We start from the raw sequence: 24055 nt of genomic DNA on the forward strand, positions 1-24055 counted from the left end.
GGATGTGGCCACCGCTGTCAGCAGGCGCCGCTAGCCTCTGCGGCATGCCCGCCCCCATCACCCACCCCGAGCAGCTCAAGGAGCTCCTGGGCATCCCGTTCACCCCGGAGCAGACGGACTGCATCACCGCGCCGCCCGCCCCGCAGGTGATCGTGGCCGGAGCCGGTTCGGGCAAGACCACCGTGATGGCGGCGCGGGTGGTGTGGTTGGTCGGCACCGGACAGGTGGCCCCCGAGCAGGTCCTCGGTCTGACGTTCACCAACAAGGCCGCGGGTGAACTCGCCGAGCGGGTCCGCAAGGCGCTCGTCAAGGCGGGCGTCACCGACCCGGACGTGATCGACCCCGACAACCCCCCGGGCGAGCCGGTCATCTCCACGTACCACGCCTTCGCGGGTCGTCTCCTCACCGACCACGGCCTGCGCATCGGGCTCGAACCGACCTCCCGCCTGCTCGCCGACGCCACCCGCTACCAGCTCGCCGCCCGCGTGCTGCGCGAGTCGCCGGGCCCGTATCCGGCGCTCACCCGCTCCTTCCCGGACCTCGTCGGGGACCTTCTGACCCTCGACTCCGAACTCTCCGAACACCTCGTACGGGCGGAGGACCTGCGCGCCTTCGACGCCGAACTCCTGCGCACCCTGGAGAGCGCCAGGCTCACCAACGCGGATCTGCGCAAGGTCCCCGAGGCCGCCGCCGCCCGGATCGAGCTCGCCGAACTCGTGGGCCGCTACCGAGCGGCCAAGCGCGAACGCGACCTCCTCGACTTCGGCGACCAGATCGCCCTCTCGGCCACCCTGGCCCGCACCCGGCCCGAGGTCGGGCAGATCCTGCGCGACGAGTTCCGGGTCGTCCTGCTGGACGAGTACCAGGACACCTCGGTGGCCCAGCGCGTCCTGCTCGCCGGACTGTTCGGCCAGGGCACCGGGCACCCCGTGACCGCGGTCGGCGACCCCTGCCAGGCGATCTACGGCTGGCGCGGCGCCTCCGTGGCCAACCTCGACGACTTCCCCGAGCACTTCGCCCGCCCCGACGGCCGCCCCGCGACCCGCCAGTCGCTCAGTGAGAACCGCCGCAGCGGCGGCCGCCTCCTCGACCTCGCCAACGGCCTCGCGGAGCCGCTGCGCGCCATGCACGCGGGCGTGGAGGCCCTGCGGCCCGCCCCCGGAGCCGAGTGGGACGGTCTGGTGCGCTGCGCGCTGCTGCCCACCCACGCCGAGGAGATCGGCTGGCTCGCCGACTCGATCGCCCACCTCGTGCGCACGGGGAAGGCACCCGCCGAGATCGCCGTCCTGTGCCGCACCGCCACCGACTTCGCCGAGATCCAGGGAGCGCTCGTCGCCCGCGACATCCCCGTCGAGGTGGTGGGCCTCTCCGGTCTCCTGCACCTGCCCGAGGTGGCCGATCTCGTCGCCGTCTGCGAGGTCCTCCAGGACCCCGGCGCGAACGCCTCCCTCGTCCGGCTGCTCACCGGCCCGCGCTGGCGCATCGGCCCGCGCGACCTCGCCCTCCTCGGACGCCGCGCACGACTGCTCGTGTCCCACGCGCACGCGCGGACCGACGACGATCCGGACCGCCGGCTCGCCGCGGCCGTCGAAGGGGTCGACCCCGCCGAGGTGATATCGCTCGCGGACGCCCTCGACACGTTCCTGGACACCCCCTTCGAGGCCGCGGGGGACGACGACGGACTGCCGTTCTCGCCGGACGCGCGCGTGCGGTTCGCGCGGCTCGCCGCCGAGCTGCGCGACCTGCGCCGCTCCCTCGCCGACCCGCTGATGGACGTCCTGCACCGGGTGCTCGCCGTCACCGGCCTCGAGGTCGAGCTGTCCGCGTCCCCGCACGCCCTGGCCGCCCGCCGCCGCGAGACCCTCTCGAACTTCCTGGACGTCGCGGCGTCCTTCGCCTCGGGCGACGGCGAGGCGACCCTCCTTGCCTTCCTCGGATTCCTGCGCACCGCCGCGCAGTACGAGAAGGGCCTGGACAACGCCCTGCCCGGCGGCGAGAACACCGTCAAGGTGCTCACCGCCCACAAGTCCAAGGGCCTGGAGTGGGACGTCGTGGCCGTCCCCGGCCTGGTCACGGGCACCTTCCCGAGCGCCCAGGGCCGCGAGAAGTGGACCGCCCAGGGCAAGGTCCTGCCGCACGGACTGCGCGGCGACGCCGACACGCTGCCCGACATCGCCACCTGGGACGCCAAGGGCATCAAGGCCTTCCACGAGGCCATGAAGGAGCACCAGCGCACCGAGGAACTGCGCCTGGGCTATGTCACGTTCACCCGTCCCCGTTCGCTCCTGCTCGGATCCGGTCACTGGTGGGGTCCCTCCCAGAAGCGGCCGCGCGGTCCCTCGGATTTCCTGCACGCCCTGTACGACCACTGCGCGGCCGGGCACGGCGAGATCGAGGTCTGGGCGGACGAACCGGCGGAGGACGACGAGAACCCGGCGCTGCACGAGGCGGCCGCGGACCACGCCTGGCCGCTTCCGCTCGACGACACGGCCCTCGCCCGGCGCCGCGCGGCGGCCGAGACCGTACTCGCCCACCTGGAGCGTGTCGCGTCCCAGCAGCAGGACGACCACCAGGAGGACCGGCAGACCCACCGGAGGGCCGACGGGCGCCGGCCCGCGGCCACCCACGACCCGGCCTCGTACGACGATCCGGAGTGGCCGCCCCCGCCGGAGGACGACATCCCGCCCTATGAAGAGGGCGACTTTCCCGAGGACGACCTCTCCGGAGGTGACTTCCCCGAGGACGCCTTCGTGGAGGGCGACCTCGCGGGGACCGCCCCGCCCGAGGACGACGACGCCGACTGGGACTCCTGGACGACGGACCCGCCGGAAGGCCGCTCGGCCGGCCGCGTGAGCGGGCACCCGACCATTCCGCACCAGGCCCAGGGCCCCGCGCCGGCCGCCCGCCCGCACCCCCGGGAGGCCGCGAGCGGACGCCTCACGCCCGAAGAGGCCCGCACCCTCGCCTCCTGGGACCGCGACCTGGACGCGCTGACCGGGGAACTCCTGCGCGCCCGCGCGACCGTCACCGACGTACCCCTGCCGCCGTCGCTCACCGCCACCCAACTGCTGCGCCTGGCCGAGGACCCGGACGGTTTCGCCCAAGAACTCGCGCGCCCCATGCCACGCCCCCCGCAGCCCGCCGCCCGCCGGGGCACGCGCTTCCACGCCTGGGTGGAGTCCCGCTTCGAGGAGCTGCGGCTGCCGATGCTGGAGCCCGAGGAACTGCCCGGCGGCGAGGCGGAGATCGCCGACGAACGCGACCTGGAAGCCCTCAAGGCCGCCTTCGAACGCACTCCCTACGCGCACCGCACCCCCTACCGGGTCGAGGCGCCCTTCCAGCTCGCGATCGCCGGACGGGTCGTCCGCGGCCGGATCGACGCCGTGTACCGGAAGGACGACGGAGACAGGACGACGTACGAGATCGTCGACTGGAAGACCGGCCACGGCCGCACCGCCGACCCGCTCCAGCTCGCGCTGTACCGGCTCGCCTGGGCCGAGCAGCAGGGTGTGCCCCTGGAATCCGTCACCGCCGTGTTCCTGTACGTCCGTGGCGGCGAGGTCGTACGGCCGGACGACCTCGCGGACCGTCCCGCGCTGGAACGGCTCCTCACCGAGGACCCGGCCCGTCCTCGGCACGAGGCTCCCGGAGAACCGCCGGACGAGCACGTCTCCGTGGGCGGATAGGCTCATGAACATGAGCAAGCCCGTTGACAGCGCCGTCAGCACCGTCCGCACGTACATCGAGACCCACCGGACCGCCTTCCTCGACGACCTCGTGGAATGGCTGCGCATCCCCTCGGTCTCCGCTCAGCCCGACCACGCGGCAGACGTGGCACGCAGCGCCGACTGGCTCGCCGCCAAACTCCGGGAGACCGGGTTCCCGACCAGCGAGGTCTGGCCCACCGCGGGAGCCCCGGCCGTCTTCGCCGAGTGGCCCTCCGAGGACCCCGGCGCGCCCACGGTCCTCGTCTACGGACACCACGACGTGCAGCCGGCCGACCGCGCGGACGGCTGGGCCACCGAACCCTTCGAACCGGTGATCCGCGGCAACCGCCTCCACGCGCGCGGTGCCGCCGACGACAAGGGCCAGGTGTTCTTCCACACACTCGGGGTCCGGGCCCACCTCGCCGCCACCGGGCGCACCACCCCGGCCGTGCACCTCAAGCTGCTGATCGAGGGCGAGGAGGAATCCGGCTCCCCGCACTTCCGGGACCTCGTCGAAGAACGCGCGGAGCGGCTCGCCGCCGACGCCGTGATCGTCTCCGACACCGGCATGTGGTCCGAGGACACCCCGACCGTGTGCACGGGCATGCGCGGCCTGGCCGAGTGCGAGATCGAGCTGCGCGGCCCCGAGCAGGACATCCACTCCGGATCGTTCGGCGGCGCCGTGCCCAACCCGGCCACCGCCGCGGCCCGCCTGGTCGCCGCCCTCCACGACGATCACGCGCGCGTGGCCGTACCCGGCTTCTACGAAGGCGTCACCGGACTCACCGACCACGAGCGCGCGCTCTTCGCCGAGCTGCCCTTCGACGAGGAGCGGTGGCTGCGCACGGCCAAGTCGACGGCCACCCACGGAGAGGCCGGCTACACCACCCTGGAGCGCGTCTGGGCCCGCCCGACCGCCGAGGTGAACGGCATCGGCGGTGGCTACCAGGGCCCCGGAAGCAAAACGATCATCCCGTCCTCGGCCCTGGTGAAGCTCTCTTTCCGGCTGGTCGCCGGACAGGACGCCGACCACATCGAGAAGGCCGTACGCGCCTGGGCGGCCGAGCAGGTGCCCGACGGCATCCGGCACGAGATCACGTTCGGCGCGGCCACGCGCCCCTGCCTGACGCCACTGGACCACCCGGCCCTGCAGTCCGTCGTCCGCGCCATGGGCCGCGCCTTCGAGCAGCCGATCCGCTACACCCGCGAGGGCGGCTCGGGACCGGCGGCCGACCTCCAGGAAGTCCTGGGAGCCCCCGTGCTCTTCCTGGGCATCTCCGTTCCCTCCGACGGCTGGCACGCCCCCGACGAGAAGGTCGAACTCGACCTCCTCATGAAGGGTGTCGAGACGACGGCCTACCTCTGGGGCGACCTGGCCGAGAACTGGCGCGAGACACACTGAACAAGCCGAGCCGCACCCTCAAGAGCGCACCGCACGCCCGTCCTCCTGAACCGCCCGCCGAAATAACCGTTCCACCGGGGGAGTTGGAAGCACCCGTGACCACCTGGACCGACCACAGTGCCGACCGTCCCATCTCGCTCACCGCGTCGAGCGGCATCGACCGGGCCGCCCATCACCGGCTCGACGAGGCCTGGCTGGCGGCGGCCTGGAGCCATCCCACGACCCGTGTCTTCGTGGTCTCCGGCGGTCAGGTGCTCATCGACGAGATCGCCGACGGCAGCACCGAACTGCTGATGACACCCTCGTTCGAGGCCCCGCTCACCGAGGCGCACCGCTACTTCCTGGGCACGGACGACGACGGGGTGAGCTACTTCGCGCTCCAGAAGGACGCCCTTCCCGGCCGCATGGACCAGTCCGCCCGCCCGGCGGGCCTGCGCGAGGCCGGCCTCCTGCTGTCCCCGCGCGACGCCGGCCTGATGGTCCACGCGGTCGCGCTGGAGAACTGGCAGCGGCTGCACCGCTTCTGCTCCCGCTGCGGTGAGCGCACGGTCATCGCGGCCGCCGGTCACATCCGTCGCTGCCCCGCCTGCGGTGCCGAGCACTACCCGCGCACCGACCCGGCCGTGATCATGGCCGTCACGGACGACGAGGACCGCATCCTGCTCGGCCGCCAGGTGCACTGGCCCGAAGGCCGCTTCTCCACCCTGGCGGGCTTCGTCGAACCAGGTGAGTCGATCGAGCAGTCCGTGCGCCGCGAGGTCTTCGAGGAGGTGGGTGTCACCGTCGGCGAGGTCGACTACGTCGCCAGCCAGCCCTGGCCGTTCCCCTCCAGCCTGATGCTGGGCTTCAGGGCCCGCGCCACCTCGGGGGAGATCACCGTCGACGGCGAGGAGATCGAGGAAGCCCGCTGGTTCTCCCGGGACGAGCTGCGGACGGCCTTCGAGTCCGGGGAGGTGCTTCCGCCCTACGGGATCTCGATCGCAGCCCGCCTGATCGAACTCTGGTACGGCAAGCCCCTGCCGACGCGGGGGCACCTCGCCTGACGGGTCCCGCGAGGGCCCGGGTGGGCCCCCGCGCCGGGCAGCACGACGCGAAGACGCCCCACGTATGGCCAGGCCCCCTCCAGCGGCTCGCTGGAGGGGGCCTGGCCATTACCGTGAGGGGGTTCAGGCGGTGAGGGCCTGCTTCACCTGGGCGAGGCTGGGGTTCGTCATGACGACCTCGCCACCGCCGTTGGCGGATACCACGAGCACGGTGGGCACCGTCTGGTTACCGCCGTTCGCCTTCTCGACGAACGCCGCGGACTGCGGGTCCTGCTCGATGTTGATCTCGTTGTACGTGATGCCCTCGCGGTCCATCTGGCTCTTGAGCCGACGGCAGTAGCCGCACCACGTGGTGCTGTACATCGTCACAGTGCCCTGCATGTCTCATGCGCTCCTTCACGGCTTCGGGTGCGTGGTCGCTGCCAGTGGAACGCAGCATGCCCGGTCGCCATTCCCGCGGGGGGTCTCAGGGGGCAGGCCGGGACGTGATGCTCGCCGCACCGCCGTCAGGTGCGGCGAGCATCACAAGAGAAGAGCGGCCACGCCGACAGGAGGCTGCCTGCCGTCCGGGGAATGGCCGAGAAGCGACCTTCGCCGCACGGGGCGGACGTGACGCCTGACGCATTCGTACGATCGCAGGCGCCTCCCTGTGGACAACCTGCCCATCCGTCTCCGCCGACCTGGCAGCATGGCGGGGTGACAGCAGCAACGCACTCCACCCTCTTCCCGCAGGTTCCGGACACGGCCGACGCGGTGCTCGACGGGCTCGACCCCGAGCAGCGCGAGGTCGCCACCGCCCTGCACGGTCCGGTGTGTGTACTGGCCGGTGCGGGCACGGGCAAGACCCGCGCGATCACCCACCGCATCGCCTACGGAGTGCGCGCGGGAATCCTCCAGCCCTCCAGCGTGCTCGCGGTCACCTTCACCAACCGGGCCGCGGGCGAGATGCGCGGCCGTCTGCGCCAGCTCGGCGCCGGAGGGGTCCAGGCCCGCACCTTCCACTCCGCCGCGCTGCGCCAGCTCCAGTACTTCTGGCCGAAAGCCGTCGGTGGCAACCTGCCCCGGCTCGTGGACCGCAAGGTCCAGATCGTCGCGGACGCGGCGGCCGCCTGCCGCATCCGCCTCGACCGGGGAGAGCTGCGGGACGTCACCGGCGAGATCGAATGGTCCAAGGTCACCCAGACCGTCCCCGCCGACTACCCCGCGGCCGCCGCCCGGGCCGGCCGGGAAGCCCCCCGGGACCCGGCCGAGATCGCCAAGATCTACTCGGCGTACGAGGACCTCAAGCGGGACCGGGCGGTCATCGACTTCGAGGACGTCCTGCTGCTGACGGTGGCGGTCCTGCAGGACCGCCGGGACATCGCCGAACAGGTCCGCTCCCAGTACCAGCACTTCGTGGTCGACGAGTACCAGGACGTCAGCCCCCTCCAGCAACGCCTTCTGGAGCTGTGGCTCGGTGAGCGGGACAGCCTCTGCGTGGTCGGTGACGCCAGCCAGACGATCTACTCGTTCACCGGCGCCACCCCGGACCACCTGCTCGACTTCCGCACCCGCCACCCCGGAGCCACCGTCGTCAAACTGGTCCGCGACTACCGCTCCTCGCCCCAGGTCGTCCACCTCGCCAACGGACTGCTCTCCCAGGCCCGCGGACGCGCCGCCGACCACCGCCTCGAGCTGATCTCCCAGCGACCGCCGGGCGCCGATCCCGTCTACGCCGAGTACACGGACGAGCCCGCCGAGGCCGAGGGCGCCGCCCGCCGCATCCGTGATCTCGTCGCCTCGGGCGTCCCCGCCGGTGAGATCGCGATCCTGTTCCGCACGAACTCCCAGTCCGAGATCTACGAACAGGCCCTCGCCGACGCCGGTGTGCCCTACCAGCTGCGCGGCGCCGAGCGGTTCTTCGACCGTCCCGAGGTGCGCAAGGCGGGCTCGGCCCTGCGCGCCGCGGCCCGCTTCGGCGGCAACGACTCGCTGCTCGACGATGTCGTCGACCTGCCCTCGCAGGTCAGAGCGGTGCTCTCCGGTGAGGGCTGGACCAGCAAGCCCCCGGCGGGCTCCGGCGCGGTCAGGGAGCGCTGGGAGTCGCTGGCCGCTCTGGTGAACCTCGCGCAGGACTTCGCGGCCGCCAGGCCCGGTGCGACGCTCGGCGACCTGGTGGCGGAGCTCGACGAACGCGCGAGCGCTCAGCACGCCCCGACCGTGCAGGGCGTCACCCTGGCCTCCCTGCACTCCGCCAAGGGACTGGAGTGGGACGTCGTCTTCCTGGTCGGTGTCGCCGAGGGCATGATGCCGATCAGCTACGCGAAGACCGAGGAGCAGGTCGAGGAGGAACGCCGCCTCTTGTACGTCGGCGTCACCCGTGCGAGGGAGCACCTCTTCGTCTCCTGGGCGCTGTCCCGTTCCCCCGGCGGCCGAGCGAGTCGGCGCCCCAGCAGGTTCCTGGACGGTCTGCGTCCCGGCTCCGTCGCCACGGCGGGCCGGGGTCGCGGCGGGGTCTCCCCGGGAGGCATCGAGCGCGGCGCCGGAAGCAGTGCCGTCACCGCCGTGCGCCGCACGAGCCGGACCCCGGCGCGCTGCCGGGTCTGCGGCCGCACCCTCACCGACGCCGGCGAGATGAAGCTGATGCGCTGCGAGGACTGTCCTTCGGACATGGACGAGGGGCTCTACGAGCGGCTGCGCGAGTGGCGTGCGGTGCAGGCGCAGCGCACGGGGCAGCCCGCGTTCTGCGTCTTCACCGACAAGACGCTGATGGCGATCGCGGAGACCGCGCCGGACGACGAGGGCGGGCTCGCGCGGATCCCCGGGGTCGGCGTGCGCAAACTCAACCGCTTCGGAGCTGACGTTCTGGCCATCTGCGCAGGCCGAGAGATCGAGGGAGACGGCGAGGGCGACTGATTCAAACTCGTCGAAAAAATAGTTTGCGCATGCCCCAGCAAGCCCCATAGGTTCTTAACCACGGCAGCAGCGGCCTTCTCCAAGGCCCTGGTTCCGTGCTGTACTTAATAGCCGTCGGACCGGTTCGCACCGGTCCCCCAAGACGCCGAGAGGAGGCGATTCCAGTGATCAGCATCAACACCAGCCCCGTCAACACCGTGAAAATGACCGATCTCTCGGTCGTCGTCTCCACGTGCATGCTCGGCGTCTCGAACCTGGGCACCGGTCTGTCCGGCATTCCTGCCGTCCGGCTGGCGTCCTCCCTGTCCCTCGCGGTTCTTCCGATCAGCGAGCGCGATGAGCGACCGACCCAGGCACCGGAAGCGGCAGTAGTGGCAGAGGCACATGCCTACGCCTACGCGGCGGCCGGTGCCGGATTCCTGAAGCAGACGAAGCAGCAGCACACGATGTGGGCCTTCCGTGGGCCTGAACCCTGGAGTGATCCAGCCTGATTCGATCAGGCCGGCGCCTTCAGGGCCGCGGAACCCCACCCGGGATCCGCGGCCCTTCTGTTTGTCCCCGACCGGGGACGGCAGAGCGAAGGGGCCTCGGGACAAGACAAGAACCCGGTACCAGCCGCCAACCGGCCAACCCGGCCGGCACGACCAGACGAGGAAGACGAACCGTGCAACTCGAAGCGCACGCCCCGTCCGTACCGCCTTCCGAAACGATCTCCCCGCCCGGCCTCACGGAGGACTCCACCTTGATCCCGCTCACCGCGCTCACCGCGCTCGACGACGCCATCGAGAACCTCGGCGTACCCGTCCCCTGCCGTACCTACGACCCGGAGGTCTTCTTCGCCGAGTCGCCGGCCGACGTCGAGTACGCCAAGTCTCTCTGCCGCACCTGCCCGCTGATCGAGGCCTGCCTCGCCGGCGCCAAGGAGCGGCGTGAGCCCTGGGGCGTCTGGGGTGGCGAGCTGTTCGTCCAGGGTGTCGTCGTGGCCCGCAAGCGGCCGCGTGGCCGCCCGCGCAAGAACCCGGTTGCGGCATGAACATCCGAGGAACGATCGACCGTCCCCTGACGCACGACCCCAAGAAGCAGGCCCCGATGAAGCCGTCCACGAGCGAGCCCGCAGGCTCCGCGATCCCAGACTTCACCACCACCGGCGCGAACGGCTCGCGTCAGAACAGGACCCGAGAGATGCAACTCATCCCAGAAGCCTTGGCTCGTGCGCATATGCAAGAGCGACTGCATCAGGCCGAGCAGGAACGCCAGGCCGTGCGCCTGGCCACCGCTCGCCGCATGCAGCGCCGCGCCGAACGCGCCTCGATGCGAGCTCGGCGCGCGCTGGCCATGGCGGTCATGCAGTAATCGCCACACCTCGCGCTTCGGCGCGACACCCGTGGCGGCCGCGGCCGCCACAGACGTGAATCCCCCGGGGACCGGTCCGAACGGACCGGTCCCCGCGGTGCGTTGTACAGGGCCAACCGCCGGTCGCGGCGATATCGTCGCCCGAGTGACGAGTCTTCCCGAAGACAGTGACAGCACCGACCCCGTGTCGCGGTCCGAAGAGGGCGAAGCCCAGAAGATCGTGTGCGCCCTCTGCGGCACACCGGCCGACGGCCCCGTCCTGACCTGGACCTGTTCCGTCGAGAACGGCACCCGCCGCTACTTCTGCGACGACTGCGCCCGCGGCAACCTCAGATCGATCGAGGGCCGTCTCGACTCGGCCTGGTGGTAGACCGCTTCGACGGAGGGCTCGCCACCCGGTTCGGCGACGGTCCCCCCGCGGGGCGCGGCCGTGCCGTGGACTCAGGCCTCGGCGGCCGACGCCTCTTCTTCCAGCTCCCCGTCCTCCAACTCGCCCTCCGCCGACTCGTCTTCCGGGACGAACCCCGGCAGCCACTCCTCCAGTTCGTCGCGCAGACGGACCGTCGCGCCGAGTTGGCACAGGACACCGATGGTGCTGAGCGTCACCCGGTGTATGAGGAGGTAGGACGGCGGGAGGTTCAACTGCCTGCCCAACTGGTGGGCGGGGGAACGGGGGTCGGCGATGCGGGCTGCCTGGCTGCGCATCCAGCCCCGGGTGAAGGTGAACTCGTCCGCCTGGGCCGGTTCGATGATCGGCAGAAGGTAGTCCAGGACCGCGTCGGGTTCGAGGTCTATCGATTCCTTGACGAAGCCTTCCTCGCGGAGCAGTTCGTAGACCGAGTCGGCGTCACCGTCCAGGGTCATGCGGAGGGAATCGCCTATCGGCTGGGGAAGGCCCCCGGGAAGCCGGTCCACCGTGCCGAAGTCCAGGACGCCCAGACGCCAGCCGCTCTTCTCGTCCGGCAGGAGACGGAAGTTGCCCGGGTGCGGATCGGCGTGCAGCAGGCCGGTGCGGGCGGGGCCCGAGAACAGGAAGCGGGCCAGCAACTGACCGGCGCGGTTCCGCTGCTCCAGCGTGCCGTCGGTGATCACCTCGGACAGCGGTATCCCGTCGATCCACTCGGTCACCAGGACCTGCTCGCACTGGTGGACCACCGCCGGCACCAGGACGTCCGGGTCGTCCGCGAACTCCTCCGCGTGCGCGGCCTGGGCCTGCGCCTCCAAGCCGTAGTCGAGCTCCTCGGAGACCCGGTCGCGCAGCTCCGCGATGAGCGGCTTGATGTCCATACCGGGAATCAGGGGACCGAGAAGCCGGGCGAATCGTCCGAGCTGGGTGAGGTCGGACAGAAGTGCCTCGCCCGCCCCCGGATACTGCACCTTGACGGCGACCTCACGGCCGTCGTGCCACACCGCCCGGTGCACCTGGCCGATCGAGGCCGCCGCGGACGGCTTGTCCTCGAACTCCATGAACAGCTCGGCCCAGTCCGCGCCGAGCCGCTCCTCCAGCACGGAATGGACCGTGCTGGTCGGCATGGGCGGCGCGGCTTCCTGGAGTTTCGTCAGCGCCGCGCGATAGGGGCCCGCGATCTCCTCGGGCAGCGCCGACTCGAAGACGGACAGCGCCTGCCCGAACTTCATCGCACCGCCCTTCAGCTCCCCGAGTACTTTGAAGAGCTGCTCGGCCGTGCGCTGCTGAAGCTCGCGGCCGACGATCTCTGCGGACATCCCGCCGATCCTCTTCCCGAGTCCCCAGGTCGCCCGCCCGGCGAAACCGAGCGGTAGCGCGGCCAGTTTGGCAGTACGGGTGACTGCCTTCCGGGGAAGATCAGACATGCGCCCTCCAGGTGCCGGCAAGCCGTGTCGCGTGCGGCTGTTGCCCTGCCATTGTCTCGTGCGGTCCGCCTTCCTCGGGGGCCCACTCCTCTTTTGTTTTCTCCGCGGTGCCGCAGGGGCAGCCCGGATGGGCCCGGACCGGCTTCGCGTTCCAGTCGCATCCAGGGAGCGACGTCTCCCAGCGGACCCCCGCGCAGGCGGGACGATCCCCGTCCAGAAAGGCGAGCGCGTGGCTCGCGGCGAGTCCGGCGACCGCCGTGGCCAGGGCGAGGTCGCAGGCCGCCACCCTGCGCTGCCGCCCGGAACGCCACTGCGCGACCAGGCGTGGCCAGGTCGGATCCCGGTCGGTGCGCCGCTGGTCCAGACAGCCCGCGCAACCGGTCTCGCCGGGCAGCACCAAGGGGCCGACGACTCCGGTCGCCTCGACGACCCCCGCGTAGAGATGGGGTGTGCCCGTGGTGATCAGGCTCTCGGTGGACGCCGGGTCCGGCGCGTGGACGCCGAGGCCGTCCCGAGGCGCGAGGACGACCAGGGACAGTCCGCGGGTCTCCTCCCCCTCCTTGGAAGAGGCGCGGGCAGGACGGTCGGGGGCCGCCCGGCGCACCGCCCGGCGGGCGGCGTCCTCCCGTCGCTCGCCGACGGACTCGGCGGGAAGGCCGCCGGGCGCCACGTCCCACGGCTCGACGCGACCGAGGTCACGGACCTCGACCTCGCCCACACCGGCGCCCGAGAGCAGCGAGGCCAGGACGACCCCCACCCGGCCGGCGCCGCGGACCTGCACGCGCAGACAACGGCGGGCGGCCAGACGCATGACCGCCCCTCCCGGATCGGGTGTGACGAGGGAGAGCGAGGCGAGGTCGGACCGCAGCCGGTCCATGGCCTCCTTCCTCCCGCGCATCGCGTCCGCGGCCGGGCCGCCTCCGGTGGCGTCGTCCAGCAGGCCCGACCGGGCCAGCCGGTCCACGAGCGCGTCGACATGGCCGTCGGGCAGCCCCATCTCGCGTCCCTGTTCCCGCAGCAGCGGCAGTCCCCGCGTCCCGTCGAGGAGGTCGAGGAAACTGCCTGTCGCCGTGTCCATCGGGCCCAGCACCATCGCGTGCGCCGGCGCCATTCCGAACTGCACGGTGTTGAGATCCCGCCAGCCACGCCGCAGCGCGGGCTTCACGATCGGATGCATGACCTACCCCCGTAGACCGAAGTTCGTCCCCGTACCTCCGTGGCACATCTCTCGCACCGCGGACCGGATGCCAGCATGCCCGGGCCCCGCCGGACCCCGCCGAAAGTTGTCCACAGGCGGCATCGTTCGTCGTACAAATCAGGCGCGGGGGATGCGGATCGACATCGAACCGTCCCGGGGCGGGACTTCCCCCATGTGCAACGGGTAACGTCGGGGCGTGCCCGCCGACCCACTGCACAGCGCCGCAAAAACACAGCGCAGCACGACGAGCCCGCCGCCGAGCGGTTCGGGGGCGAGCGCGATCGAGGTCCGCAGGAGTGCCCGACGGCGCAGAACGGTCTCCGCGTACCGCGAGGGCGATCGCACCGTCGTGCTCATCCCCGCCCGTATGTCCGAGGCGGAGGAGCAGCGCTGGGTGACCGTCATGCTCGACAAACTGGCCGCCCAGGAAAGCAAACGGGTGCTCGGCGACGCCGAACTCGCCGAACGGGCCGAGCGGCTGTCTGCCCACTACTTCGAAGGCCGGGCACGGCCCTCTTCGGTGCGCTGGGTCACCAACCAGAACACCCGCTGGGGCTCGTGCACGCCCGCCGAGGGCAGCATCCGTCTGTCGCACCGGTTGCAGGGCATGCCCGAGTACGTCATCGACTACGTCCTCCTCCATGAGCTCGCCCACCTGCTCGTACCCGGCCACGGGCCGCGCTTCTGGCGGCTCCTCGACGCCTATCCGCGCACCGAGCGCGCTCGCGGCTATCTCGAAGGCGTCGTCGCGGCCGACCGGCTGCCGCACCTCGCGGCCGCGCGCGACGAATAGCGCCGGCCGCCGCGGAGAGGGCGATTGTGTACCGGGTCTGTACCGGCATCGTCCACTTGCCGACTTTGCGGTTAGCCTGACGCGACGCACTCGCTTCGGGATGGGGGACGGTCGTTACGCATGGCCAGGGAATTCCAACGCGGCCACAAGGCCAAGATCAGTGACCTCACCGCGGGCACAGATCTGTACGTAGGTGTGCAGATCACCGGCCCCGGACTGACCTTCGACATCAGTTGCTTCGGTCTGGACGCCGACGAACGGCTGTCGGACGACCGGTACTTCGTGTTCTTCAACCAGCCGAAGTCCCCCGAGGAATCCATCCAGCTGCTGGGCGCCCAGTCGGGGGACACGGAGTCCTTCCGGGTCACCCTCGACCGTGTTCCGGCACAGATCCAGAAGCTGTCCTTCACCGCCACGATCGACGGCGCCGGACAGATGTCGCAGATCGCCCCGGGATACCTCCGGGTCGTCGCGGGCGGCGAGGAGGTGGCCCGCTACACGTTCAGCGGAGCGGAGTTCTCCACCGAACGTGCCGTGATGCTGGGTGACTTCTATCTCAAGGACGTCTGGCGGTTCGCGGCCGTGGGACAGGGCTTCGACGGTGGCCTCGACGCGCTGCTGAAGAACTTCGGCGGCGAGGTCGCCGAGGAGGCGCCCGCCGCCCCACAGACGCAGTCCGCCGCCCCGTCGTTCGCGCCGCCGGCCCAGGCCACCGCGCCGCCGGTGTTCGGCGCTCCCGCAGTCGCCGCTCCGGCTCCCGCCGCGCAGGGCTTCGCGCCGCCGGCCGGTGCGACCCCGCCCGCGCAGGCGCCCGCGCCGTCCGTGCACGCCGCCCCGACGATCGTGGGGCCGTTGCACACCCCGCCGGGCCCCGCGCCGTACGCGCAGCCGCCCGGTCCTCCCGGCCCGCCCGGTCCGCCGCCCGGCTACGGTCAGCAGCCGCCCGGCCAGACGGCTCCGATGCCGCCCGGTTACGGCCAGCAGCCTCCGTCCGCGCCGCCCGGCTATGGTCAGCAGCCCCCGACGGCGCCTCCCGGCTACGGCCAGCAGCCGCAGTACGGCCAGATCCCGGGCCAGGCACCCGGGCAGTACCCGGGTCAGCCCGGCGCTCCCTCCCCGTACGGCGCGCCCCAGGGTGCCCCGCAGGGCGGGGCCGGTGTGGCCGCGGCGCTGGGGGCCTTCAAGGAGACGCCCACCGGCCAGCGGTGGACCCCGCAGAACAAGAAGCTCATCCGTGTCGACCTCGGCGTCGGCGGTCAGCCCGTGCTCGCCCGGCAGGGCAGCATGGTGCTCTACCAGGGCAAGGTCGACTTCAGCTACAAGGGCGCCGGGTTCGCCGGCCGGATCGTGGGCAACGCGACCGGCCAGGAGATGCAGCTGATGCGCTGCACCGGCCAGGGCCAGGTGTTCTTCGCCGAGAACGCCACGCATGTGCACCCGATCGAGCTCCAGGGGGACGCGATCTGTGTCTCCGCGGAGAACGTCCTCGCCTTCGACGAGTCCCTCCAGTACGAGGTCCGCCGGATCGAGGGGCACGGCATCCCCGGCGGCGCCCTGTTCACGATGCAGTTCCAGGGGACCGGCACCATCGTCGTCAAGACGCACGGCGCGCCCGTCGTCCTGCCGGTGACCCCCACGACGTTCGCCGACTGCAACGCCGTCGTGGCCTGGTCCGCGGCCGCGCAGGTGGTCGTCTCCAGTCAGGTGAGGATGCGCCGGAACGCCTACCCCGGCGACACCGGCGAGAGCGTGAACCTCCAGTTCCGCGCCGCGCCGGGCAGTTTCGTCGTCGTCCAGCCGTACGAGGTCTGAGGGAGCCCGTCATGAACCAGCCACTCGCGGGCTTCGCCCCTGCACCCGTCACCGCGCGCATGGAGAACCACGGCAATCACATGCTGAAGGTCGCCCTGCAGACCGGGAACGACCTTCTCGCGCGCGTGGGGTCGATGGTCGCCTACGAAGGGTTCGTCCAGTACGAACCCAACCCGCCCGCCGTACGCCAGATCGCCCGCGACTGGATGACCGGCGAGGGCGCGCCCCTCATGAAGTGCTCCGGCGACGGTCTGCTCTACCTCGCCGACTACGGGGCGAACGTCGTCGTCATCAACCTCAACGGGGACGCGATCTCCGTCAACGCGACGAATCTGCTCGCCTTCGACGCCCACCTCACCTGGGGTGTCGAGCGGGTGAAGGGGCTCGCCAAGTTCGCCGGCCAGGGTCTGTGGAACACCAAGATCTCCGGTCAGGGCTGGGTCGCGCTGACGTCCCGGGGCAAGCCGATCGTCGTCGACTGCGGCGGCGGTGAGGACGAGACGTACGTCGACCCGGACGCGCTCGTCGCCTGGTCCCCGAACCTCAAGGTGAAGGGCAAGCGCAGCTTCAAGGCGCAGTCGCTGATCGGACGCGGCAGCGGCGAGGCGTTCCAGATGGCGTTCTCCGGGACGGGCATCGTCGTCGTCCAGCCCAGCGAGGACAGCACCGACCGCCTCCGAGTCCGGGGCTGAGGGGGAGCAGGACATCATGCAGAGCCCGCTTTTCGGCTACAACGAGCAGCAGACCCAGGACCGCTACAGCCTGCAGAACTCGCAGATGCTGCGCGTCGTCCTGGAGGGCCACGACGACATCCTCGCCCGCAAGGGCACCATGGTGGCGTACCAGGGTCTCGTCGAGTTCGACGCCGAGTACCAGAACAACAGCCAGCACCGCGCGCGTGCCCACACGGGTGAGGGCCTCGACCTGATGCGCTGCCACGGGCAGGGCACGGTCTACTTCGCCAACCTCGGTCAGCACGTGCATGTGCTCGACGTGGACCAGGACGGCCTCACCGTCGACAGCAGCTACGTGCTGGCGATGGACTCCGGGCTGCACCACGAGGTCATCGCGGTGGACAGCCAGTACGGCATCTCCGGCTCCGGCAAGTACCAGCTCAACATCACGGGACGCGGCAAGGTCGCGCTGATGACCTCCGGGATGCCGTTGATGATGCAGGTCACCCCGGACAAGTACGTCAACTGCGATGCCGACGCGATCGTCGCCTGGTCCACCGGTCTGCGCGTGCAGATGCAGGCCCAGACCCACTCCTCCGGAGTGTGGCGGCGCCGCGGGAACACCGGCGAGGGCTGGGAGCTCAGCTTCATGGGCACCGGCTACGCGCTCATCCAGCCCAGCGAACTGCTGCCGCCGCAGAACGCGGCGATCGGCCAGGGGATGCGTGCCCAGTACGGCATGGGCCAGCACGGCGCCCACGCGCAGAACCAGGGCAACGCCTGGAGCTGACCGTCCGCCGGTAGCGATGATCACTGACCTGATCATGGACGTGATCAGGGTCCGGCGAGCAGCGACGGCGAGCTGACGTAAGGGGCGACCGCCCAGGCGGTCGCCCCTTACGCGTCGATCCCTTACGCGTCGATCCCTTACGCGTCGATCCCTTACGCGTCGATCCCTTACGCGTCGATCCCTTACGCGTCGATCCCGTGCGTGGCGGTCACAGCCGTGCGCGGGTCGCTTCCACGAGACGTACGACCGAAGCGTCGGCCACCTCGGCCACCTCGTCGTACGCGAACCAGCGCAGGTCGAGGGACTCGTCGCTGATGGCCTCGACGGCGTCGGCCGGGGCGAGCGCGGCGTACTGGACGTCCAGATGCCAGTGGCACGGCGCCGGGATGGCGTGCCGGTCCAGTGTCACGGGGCCGCCCGGCGCCAGGGTCAGATCCGGGATGCCCGACTCCTCGGTCGCCTCCCTAAGGGCCGCGTCGGCCAGGGTCGCATCGCCCGGTTCGCAGTGCCCGCCCATCTGGAGCCACATCTGGAGCTTGCGGTGCAGGGTGAGCAGGACGCGGCCGCGCAGCGGGTCGACCACCAGAGCGCTCGCCGTGATGTGCCCGGCGTGACACGCCTTCCACAGGCCGTCCGGGTGCGCGGCCAGGTGGTCGAGGTAGACCTGGCGCAGCTCGTCCTGGCCCTCGTGGTTCTTCAGCACGAGGACCGCGTCGTCGTACAGGCTCACTCGGTGCCGTCGCCCTTGTCGGTGGTCTTGGAGTCGCCGTCCTCGGTGCTCTGGTCCTTCTTCAGGTTCGGCTTTTCGTGCGCGGCGCCGCTCGCGGCCTCGCCGAGCATCTTGTCGATCTCGGAGAAGTCCAACTGCTCGCGGTGCACGAAGCCGTCCGGGTCGTCCAGGTCGGACGCGGTGGGCAGCATGTCCGGGTGGGCCCACAGACCGTCCCGGCCGTCCACGCCGTGCGCGTCGGTGAGGGAGGCCCACAGGCGCGAGGCGTCGCGCAGTCGGCGCGGGCGCAGCTGAAGGCCGATCAGCGTGGCGAACGTCTGCTCGGCCGGACCGCCCGTGGCGCGCCGGCGGCGCAGCGTCTCGCGCAGCGCGTCGGCCGAAGAGAGCCGCGGCTTGGCCGCCGAATGGACCACCGCGTCCACCCAGCCCTCGACGAGCGCGAGCGCCGTCTCCAGACGGGCCAGTGCCGCCTTCTGCTCGGGCGTGTCCTCGGGCTGGAACATGCCCTGCTGGAGTGCCTGCTGCAGCTCCTCCGGGTTCTGCGGGTCGAACTGGCCGACCACGTCCTCCAGCTTCGCGGTGTCGACCTTGATCCCGCGCGCGTAGCCCTCGACGGCGCCGAACAGGTGGGAGCGCAGCCACGGCACGTGCGCGAAGAGGCGCTGGTGGGCTGCCTCGCGCAGGGCGAGGTACAGCCGCACCTCCTCCTGGGGGACGCTCAGGTCCTTGCCGAAGGACTCGATGTTCAGCGGCAGCAGCGCGGCCTTGCCGACCGGGCCGAGCGGCAGGCCGATGTCGGTCGAGCCGACGACCTCGCCCGCGAGCACGCCCACGGCCTGGCCGATCTGCGTCCCGAACATGGCGCCGCCCATGGAGCGCATCATGCCGATGAGCGGGCCGGCCATGGCCTGCATCTCCTCCGGCAGCACGTCGCCCATGGCCGCGCCGACCCGTTCGGCGACCGGGTCGACGAGCTCCTTCCACACGGGCAGGGTCGCCTCGACCCACTCCGCCCGGCTCCACGCCAGGGCGGAGGCCGCGCCGGACGGCAGGGACGTCGCGTCGTCCAGCCACAGATCGGCCAGCCGTACGGCCTCTTCGACCGCGACTCGCTCGGCGGGGCCGATGCTCGCGTCCTTGGTGCCGTCAGAGGTGCCCTGGGAGACCGTCTGCCGGGCGATCTGCTTGGCCATGTCCCAATTCACCGGGCCACCCTCGTACGAGAGCATCTGGCCCAGTTGCTGGAACGCGGCGCCCAGGTCGTTGGGGTTCATGGAACCGAACATGGCTGCGAGCGGATTGTCGGCTCCGGGGCCACCGGCTCCGGACGGCCCGAAACCGAACGGTCCCTGGCCACCGCCGCCCTGCTGGTCCTTCTTCTTGCCCTCGTCGCCGTTGTCCGGCTCCTCCGGCGGAAGGCCGAATCCGAATGGGGTGTCACTCACGGGATTCCTCGGCTGGTAAGGCCGCCGGTGCTTTCCGACGGCGGCTGCCCACAACACCACCCAGCGTAGACACCTGAACCCGATCGGGCCTCGGTGCTTCGCCGACTCGTCGCCTGCGGCAGGATGGATGCCACCTGGTAGGGACGCGTCACACGCGTCCATTACTGAAGACAACCGCTGGAGACGCCCGGTGAGTTCCCCAGATCCGCAGGTTCGCGCAGCGCGAAACCACTCAACCAGCCCAGCCTCGCGCGGCCCCGTCGTCGCGGTCACCGGCGCCGCGGCCGGTGTGGGCGCGCTGCTCACCGAGCGGCTGGCCGCCAGCGAGGAGATCCGGCAGGTCGTCGCGATCGACGAGCGGCGCGGCGAGTGCGCCGAGGCCCAGTGGCACATCCTGGACGTCCGGGACCCGGCGATCGCCGAGAAGCTGCGCGGGGCGGACGTCGTGGTGCATCTGGCCCTCGACCTCGATCTGGAGACGGACGCGGCGGCCCGGACGGCCTACAACGTCCGGGGGACCCAGACCGTGCTCACGGCCGCCGCGGCGGCCGGGGTCCACCGGGTCGTGCTGTGCACGTCGGCGATGGTCTACGGGGCGCTGCCCGACAACGAGCTGCCCCTCTCCGAGGACGCCGAGCTGAGGGCGACGGCCGAGGCCACGGGTGTGGGCGACCTTCTGGAGATCGAGCGGCTCGCACGTCGCGCGCCGCGCGCCCATCCGGGACTGAACGTGACCGTCGTACGGCCGGCGGTGCTGGTCGGCGGCGACACCGACACCGCGCTGACCAGGTACTTCGAGTCTCCCCGGCTGCTGGTCGTGGCCGGGTCGAGGCCCGCCTGGCAGTTCTGCCACGTCGAGGACCTGTGCGCCGCGCTGGAGTACGCGGTGCTCGAGAAGGTGGAGGGCGAGCTCGCCGTCGGCTGCGACGGCTGGCTCGGACAGGAGGAGGTGGAGGAGCTGAGCGGGATCCGGCGGATGGAGCTGCCGTCCGCGGTCGCGCTGGGCGCCGCCGCGCGGCTCCACCGGATCGGGCTCACCCCTTCGCCCGCGGGGGATCTCGCCTACACGATGTACCCCTGGGTGGTCAGCGGGAGCCGGCTGCACGACGCCGGCTGGCGGCCCAAGTGGAACAACGAGGAGGTTCTGGCGGTGCTGCTGGAGGAGGTCGCCGGGCGGCACACGGTGGCCGGCCGACGGCTGGGACGCAAAGACGCGACCGCGGCGGGCGCGGCCGGCGCGACGGTGGCCCTGCTGGGTGCGGCCGCGGTGGTACGGCGGGCGCGCAAGGCCCGGCGCCGTATCTGAGACCCGGGCCCTGCCGTCGAACGCAGGCCGAGCTGACGGGGGCTCGCGGCGGCGGGGACCGGGTCTGCGGGAGACTCCATGGACTCACGCGCGCGTGCCGGGTGAAAGCCGCATTCCATGGTGTCGGTGGGGTGCGGCACGATGGGGCCATGGCACCTACCTATGACCACCCGGGTGAGCAGGCCGCGCGGGATCCGATCCGGCTGCTCGCGATCCGCGACGAACCGCTCTCCCTGGACGAGGTCTTCAAGGCCGTCGGGGATGACGCCGCCGGGGGGACCGCGTTGTTCGTGGGGACCGTACGCAATCACGACGGCGGCGCCGACGTCGAGGAGCTGGGGTACTCGTGTCACCCCACTGCCGAGGCGGAGATGCGGCGGGTCGCCGAGAAGGTGGCCGCCGCCTATCCGGTGCGGGCGCTGGCGGCGGTCCACCGGGTCGGCGACCTGGCCGTCGGCGACCTGGCCGTCGTCGTCGCCGTGTCGTGCGCGCACCGGGGCGAGGCCTTCGAGGCCTGTCGCAGGCTGATCGACGATCTCAAGCACGAGGTGCCGATCTGGAAGCACCAGAAGTTCTCCGACGGCTCGCAGGAATGGGTCGGCGCCTGCTGAGACCGACGGGATTTCCCGCGGCCGGAGGTCGGCCGATTCCCCGCCCGGCCTCCGGTTGCGTAACCGGGGCCCTGCCGTGAGCGTTAACAGTGCGGATGGTTAATCTGCTGATCAGTCAGTTGCGGTCGCTCATGGGGTTGGGAGGTCGACATGGCGGCGCTTGCCTGGTTGATGATTCCGTTGATGGCAGCGATCGGTGCCGGAGTGTGGGGGAGTTGGGCCGGCCGGAATCGCAAAGCCGCGGGAGACGGTGTCGAGCTCGCTGGATACACGCGCTTCCGCGAGGCCATGGAACGGACCGAGGTCCGGGAGAAGTCCCACTCCGACGCGAGGTGAGGTTCCGGCCGATCGGGCCGCGGGCCGGTGGGGTTCCCGTCAGGGAGACCCCCGGCCGTGAGGATCCGGACCGTGAGATGTCCCGGCCGACTCCGTGATGTGTGGTGCCCGGGCGTACGACCGGGGCGTCCGAGACGTTCCGCGAGGTGACGGGCCCGCTCCGGCACGGCCTCGTCCGGAGCCCCGGGGAACACCGGCGGGAGGCGCCCGGTGGGGTCTCCCGCGCGGACCCGGACCGCACCACGTACGGACGGCCCCGACGGTGCGCTTACAGCACCGTCCCGTACTGTCGTTCCATGCCACGCCGCACCGCGACGATGCTCGCCTCCACCCTCATCCTGATCGCGCTCCTGTGCGCGGGAGTGTTCATCAAAGTGCCGTACTCGGAGATGTCACCGGGTCCCACGGTGAACACACTGGGTGACCACGACGGCGAGCCGGTGCTGCAGATCTCCGGCCGCAAGACCTACCCGACGACCGGTCATCTGAACATGACCACGGTCCGGGTCACGAGCGCCGACTACAACATGAACCTCGTCGAGGCTGTGTACGGATGGCTGGCACACGACAACAAGGTCGTGCCGCACGACACCCTGTACCCGGACGGCAAGACCGAGGAACAGTCGACGCAGGAGAACGCCGAGGAGTTCAGCCAGTCCCAGGAGAGCGCCAAGGTGGCCGCTCTGAAGGAACTGGGCATCCCGGTGAAGTCCTGGGTGATCGTCTCCACGGTCGTCAAGGGCTCCCCGTCCGAGGGACGGCTGCACGCCGGTGACGTCATCAAGGCCGTCGACGGCGCGAAGGTGAAGGCGCCCGACGACGTCGCGAAGCTGGTCACCAAGCACAAGCCCGGCGAGAAGGTCGTGTTCACGATCACGCCCGCCAAGGAGCAGGCCGCCGCCGAGAAGGAGAACACCACGGCGACCGGGACCAAGGACGTGACGATCACCACGGCCAAGTCCGACGACAGCGGCGGCGACCGTGCCATCGTCGGGATCTCGGCCGGGACCGACCACACGTTCCCCTTCACGATCGACATCAAGCTCGCCGACGTCGGAGGACCGAGTGCCGGTCTGATGTTCTCGCTCGGCATCGTGGACAAGCTCACTCCGGGCAACCTCACCGGAGGCAAGTTCGTGGCCGGGACCGGCACCATCGACGACAGCGGCAAGGTCGGCCCGATCGGCGGCATCGAGATGAAGACCGTCGGCGCGCGCGACAAGGGCGCCCAGTACTTCCTGACGCCCAAGGACAACTGCGCCGCCGCGGCCAAGGACACCCCGAGCGGGCTCACGCTCGTCAAGGTCGACACCATCGACGACGCGATGAGCGCCCTCAAGGACATCGGCGCGGGCCGGACGTCCGACCTGCCGAAGTGCACGGCCAAGGGCTGACGGACACCCGTCGCCCGTGAGGGGGCGCTCCGCGTCACGCGGAGCGCCCTCCTTCACGTCCGTACGCGGGATCAGTCCGCGAACGTCGACGACAGCGCCTCCGCGAGGCCCGGGACCAGATCCGCTCCCGTGAGCACCTCCTTCGGTGCGTCCTTCTCGCGCAGCCGCAGCGCCGAGTCGCGGGTGCCGTCGCGCAGGACTCCGACCGTCATCCGCACCTCCTGACGGTCCGGGTGCGCGGCGACCCACTTGGTGAGCTTCTTGCCGCTGAGACCCTCCGGGACCGAGGCCTCCGCGGACGGCGGCAGCATCAGCCGCTCCACGGTGAGCGCGCAGCCCACCACGGAGTCCGGCCAGGCGATGGTGCCGAGGAACTCGTCCAGCGGCTTGCCGGCAGGGATCTCGTCCTGCTCGACGGGGGTGAGACCGATGGTCTCCTGCTCGTTCTCCAGGCCGAGTTGAGCGGCGAGGCCGGGTTCCTGGACCCGCAGGCGTGCGGTGTCTACGAGGGCGAAGAGGCGGGCGGGCTGGTCCCAGCCGAGGCCCGAGGCGTACTCGTCGATCTCGAGTACGGCCCGGGTGAGGGGGTTCGCTGCCATGGGAGTGTTGGACATGGTCACAATCCTGCCTCGTTCGTACCCGGATCCGGGAACCGAGTAAAGCGTGAGTAAGTTGCATAGATGAGGCTCCTCGATCACGGAGCCTTACGGACGGTCCACCGACACGGGGGGCC

The 24055-nt window shown here is 71.2% G+C and carries 22 protein-coding genes; 16 read left to right on the forward strand and 6 right to left on the reverse strand.

The genetic code is table 11. The features are described from left to right. The first annotated feature begins 44 nt into the window (after positions 1 to 44). From ACFYW7_RS22710 to nudC, 3 genes are all read left to right on the forward strand, one after another. On the forward strand, positions 45 to 3686 hold the full coding sequence (locus ACFYW7_RS22710; protein WP_389505102.1) for a UvrD-helicase domain-containing protein: 3642 nt from the start codon (positions 45 to 47) through the stop codon (positions 3684 to 3686). Positions 3687 to 3690: 4 nt separating this feature from the next. Further along, the gene (locus ACFYW7_RS22715; RefSeq protein WP_389505104.1) at positions 3691 to 5109 is read left to right on the forward strand and encodes a dipeptidase; all 1419 of its coding nucleotides are present in this window, start codon (positions 3691 to 3693) and stop codon (positions 5107 to 5109) included. A 95-nt stretch (positions 5110 to 5204) separates the two neighbouring features. Then, entirely contained in the window at positions 5205 to 6152 is a 948-nt protein-coding gene (nudC, locus tag ACFYW7_RS22720) for an NAD(+) diphosphatase (RefSeq protein ID WP_389505106.1), read from the forward strand. A gap of 123 nt (positions 6153 to 6275) precedes the next feature. Here the strand turns inward: nudC and ACFYW7_RS22725 are convergent, their stop codons facing one another. After that, positions 6276 to 6533, reverse strand: a complete 258-nt coding sequence (locus ACFYW7_RS22725; protein ID WP_389505108.1) for a glutaredoxin family protein — start codon at positions 6531 to 6533, stop codon at positions 6276 to 6278. 315 nt (positions 6534 to 6848) lie between these two features. On the opposite strand from ACFYW7_RS22725, the gene ACFYW7_RS22730 reads away from it, so the two are divergent. The 5 genes from ACFYW7_RS22730 to ACFYW7_RS22750 all read left to right on the forward strand — a co-directional run bounded on the left by ACFYW7_RS22730 (position 6849) and on the right by ACFYW7_RS22750 (position 10770). Next, on the forward strand, positions 6849 to 9047 hold the full coding sequence (locus tag ACFYW7_RS22730) for an ATP-dependent DNA helicase UvrD2 (RefSeq protein WP_389505110.1): 2199 nt from the start codon (positions 6849 to 6851) through the stop codon (positions 9045 to 9047). Between the two features lie 164 nt (positions 9048 to 9211). Then, positions 9212 to 9538, forward strand: coding sequence for a hypothetical protein (locus ACFYW7_RS22735; RefSeq protein ID WP_389505112.1), 327 nt, complete (start codon positions 9212 to 9214; stop codon positions 9536 to 9538). A 173-nt stretch (positions 9539 to 9711) separates the two neighbouring features. Next, a complete protein-coding gene (locus tag ACFYW7_RS22740) occupies positions 9712 to 10080 on the forward strand; it encodes a WhiB family transcriptional regulator (protein ID WP_389505114.1) in 369 nt (122 codons plus the stop codon). Continuing rightward, positions 10077 to 10400, forward strand: coding sequence for a hypothetical protein (locus ACFYW7_RS22745; protein WP_389505116.1), 324 nt, complete (start codon positions 10077 to 10079; stop codon positions 10398 to 10400). Before ACFYW7_RS22740 ends, ACFYW7_RS22745 begins: the two co-directional genes overlap by 4 nt. Before the next feature lie 145 nt (positions 10401 to 10545). After that, entirely contained in the window at positions 10546 to 10770 is a 225-nt protein-coding gene (locus tag ACFYW7_RS22750; RefSeq protein WP_389505119.1) for a hypothetical protein, read from the forward strand. 71 nt (positions 10771 to 10841) lie between these two features. Here ACFYW7_RS22750 and ACFYW7_RS22755 read toward each other — a convergent pair whose 3' ends face one another. Together ACFYW7_RS22755 and ACFYW7_RS22760 are read right to left on the reverse strand one after the other, a co-directional pair. Further along, entirely contained in the window at positions 10842 to 12233 is a 1392-nt protein-coding gene (locus ACFYW7_RS22755; protein WP_389505121.1) for an ABC1 kinase family protein, read from the reverse strand. Continuing rightward, a complete protein-coding gene (locus ACFYW7_RS22760; RefSeq protein ID WP_389505123.1) occupies positions 12226 to 13410 on the reverse strand; it encodes a TOMM precursor leader peptide-binding protein in 1185 nt (394 codons plus the stop codon). Before ACFYW7_RS22760 ends, ACFYW7_RS22755 begins: the two co-directional genes overlap by 8 nt. A 217-nt stretch (positions 13411 to 13627) precedes the next feature. Here ACFYW7_RS22760 and ACFYW7_RS22765 point away from each other — a divergent pair, with 217 nt between their 5' ends. The 4 genes from ACFYW7_RS22765 (at position 13628) to ACFYW7_RS22780 (ending at position 17500) form a co-directional block, all read left to right on the forward strand. Next, positions 13628 to 14224 (forward strand): M48 family metallopeptidase, encoded by a 597-nt coding sequence (locus ACFYW7_RS22765; protein ID WP_389505125.1) that lies wholly within the window; start codon positions 13628 to 13630, stop codon positions 14222 to 14224. A 120-nt stretch (positions 14225 to 14344) separates the two neighbouring features. After that, the gene (locus ACFYW7_RS22770) at positions 14345 to 16036 is read left to right on the forward strand and encodes a TerD family protein (RefSeq protein WP_389505127.1); all 1692 of its coding nucleotides are present in this window, start codon (positions 14345 to 14347) and stop codon (positions 16034 to 16036) included. A gap of 11 nt (positions 16037 to 16047) precedes the next feature. Beyond that, a complete protein-coding gene (locus tag ACFYW7_RS22775) occupies positions 16048 to 16728 on the forward strand; it encodes an AIM24 family protein (RefSeq protein WP_389505129.1) in 681 nt (226 codons plus the stop codon). Positions 16729 to 16744: 16 nt separating this feature from the next. Continuing rightward, positions 16745 to 17500, forward strand: a complete 756-nt coding sequence (locus tag ACFYW7_RS22780; RefSeq protein ID WP_389505131.1) for an AIM24 family protein — start codon at positions 16745 to 16747, stop codon at positions 17498 to 17500. 208 nt (positions 17501 to 17708) lie between these two features. On the opposite strand, the gene ACFYW7_RS22785 is transcribed toward ACFYW7_RS22780, so the two are convergent. After that, complete coding sequence (locus ACFYW7_RS22785) at positions 17709 to 18230, reverse strand: NUDIX hydrolase (protein ID WP_389505133.1); 522 nt, start codon at positions 18228 to 18230, stop codon at positions 17709 to 17711. Then, complete coding sequence (locus tag ACFYW7_RS22790; protein ID WP_389505135.1) at positions 18227 to 19675, reverse strand: zinc-dependent metalloprotease; 1449 nt, start codon at positions 19673 to 19675, stop codon at positions 18227 to 18229. Before ACFYW7_RS22790 ends, ACFYW7_RS22785 begins: the two co-directional genes overlap by 4 nt. 190 nt (positions 19676 to 19865) lie before the next feature. On the opposite strand from ACFYW7_RS22790, the gene ACFYW7_RS22795 reads away from it, so the two are divergent. The 4 genes from ACFYW7_RS22795 (at position 19866) to ACFYW7_RS22810 (ending at position 23322) form a co-directional block, all read left to right on the forward strand. Continuing rightward, entirely contained in the window at positions 19866 to 20981 is a 1116-nt protein-coding gene (locus ACFYW7_RS22795; RefSeq protein ID WP_389505137.1) for an SDR family oxidoreductase, read from the forward strand. A gap of 149 nt (positions 20982 to 21130) precedes the next feature. Next, positions 21131 to 21592 (forward strand): molybdenum cofactor biosynthesis protein MoaE, encoded by a 462-nt coding sequence (locus ACFYW7_RS22800; protein WP_389505139.1) that lies wholly within the window; start codon positions 21131 to 21133, stop codon positions 21590 to 21592. 150 nt (positions 21593 to 21742) lie between these two features. Beyond that, a complete protein-coding gene (locus ACFYW7_RS22805; protein WP_389505141.1) occupies positions 21743 to 21928 on the forward strand; it encodes a hypothetical protein in 186 nt (61 codons plus the stop codon). A 296-nt stretch (positions 21929 to 22224) separates the two neighbouring features. Then, positions 22225 to 23322 (forward strand): PDZ domain-containing protein, encoded by a 1098-nt coding sequence (locus tag ACFYW7_RS22810; protein WP_389505143.1) that lies wholly within the window; start codon positions 22225 to 22227, stop codon positions 23320 to 23322. Between the two features lie 71 nt (positions 23323 to 23393). Here ACFYW7_RS22810 and ACFYW7_RS22815 read toward each other — a convergent pair whose 3' ends face one another. After that, positions 23394 to 23936 carry a PPA1309 family protein gene (locus ACFYW7_RS22815; protein WP_389505145.1) on the reverse strand — a complete coding sequence of 181 codons (543 nt, stop codon included), beginning with the start codon at positions 23934 to 23936 and terminating at the stop codon, positions 23394 to 23396. Between the last annotated feature and the right edge of the window lie 119 nt (positions 23937 to 24055).

This window comes from Streptomyces sp. NPDC002580, assembly GCF_042889485.1.
Classification (GTDB): Bacteria; Actinomycetota; Actinomycetes; order Streptomycetales; family Streptomycetaceae; genus Streptomyces.

Excerpts from the sequence above, each read along its gene's own strand:
- ACFYW7_RS22710 (WP_389505102.1), top strand. The coding sequence starts at position 45 with ATGCCCGCCCCCATCACCCACCCCGAGCAGCTCAAGGAGCTCCTGGGC.
- ACFYW7_RS22715 (WP_389505104.1), top strand. The coding sequence starts at position 3,691 with ATGAACATGAGCAAGCCCGTTGACAGCGCCGTCAGCACCGTCCGCACG.
- ACFYW7_RS22725 (WP_389505108.1), bottom strand. The coding sequence starts at position 6,533 with ATGCAGGGCACTGTGACGATGTACAGCACCACGTGGTGCGGCTACTGC.
- ACFYW7_RS22745 (WP_389505116.1), top strand. The coding sequence starts at position 10,077 with ATGAACATCCGAGGAACGATCGACCGTCCCCTGACGCACGACCCCAAG.
- ACFYW7_RS22755 (WP_389505121.1), bottom strand. The coding sequence starts at position 12,233 with ATGTCTGATCTTCCCCGGAAGGCAGTCACCCGTACTGCCAAACTGGCC.
- ACFYW7_RS22760 (WP_389505123.1), bottom strand. The coding sequence starts at position 13,410 with ATGCATCCGATCGTGAAGCCCGCGCTGCGGCGTGGCTGGCGGGATCTC.
- ACFYW7_RS22770 (WP_389505127.1), top strand. The coding sequence starts at position 14,345 with ATGGCCAGGGAATTCCAACGCGGCCACAAGGCCAAGATCAGTGACCTC.
- ACFYW7_RS22775 (WP_389505129.1), top strand. The coding sequence starts at position 16,048 with ATGAACCAGCCACTCGCGGGCTTCGCCCCTGCACCCGTCACCGCGCGC.
- ACFYW7_RS22780 (WP_389505131.1), top strand. The coding sequence starts at position 16,745 with ATGCAGAGCCCGCTTTTCGGCTACAACGAGCAGCAGACCCAGGACCGC.
- ACFYW7_RS22800 (WP_389505139.1), top strand. The coding sequence starts at position 21,131 with ATGGCACCTACCTATGACCACCCGGGTGAGCAGGCCGCGCGGGATCCG.
- ACFYW7_RS22805 (WP_389505141.1), top strand. The coding sequence starts at position 21,743 with ATGGCGGCGCTTGCCTGGTTGATGATTCCGTTGATGGCAGCGATCGGT.
- ACFYW7_RS22810 (WP_389505143.1), top strand. The coding sequence starts at position 22,225 with ATGCCACGCCGCACCGCGACGATGCTCGCCTCCACCCTCATCCTGATC.
- ACFYW7_RS22815 (WP_389505145.1), bottom strand. The coding sequence starts at position 23,936 with ATGTCCAACACTCCCATGGCAGCGAACCCCCTCACCCGGGCCGTACTC.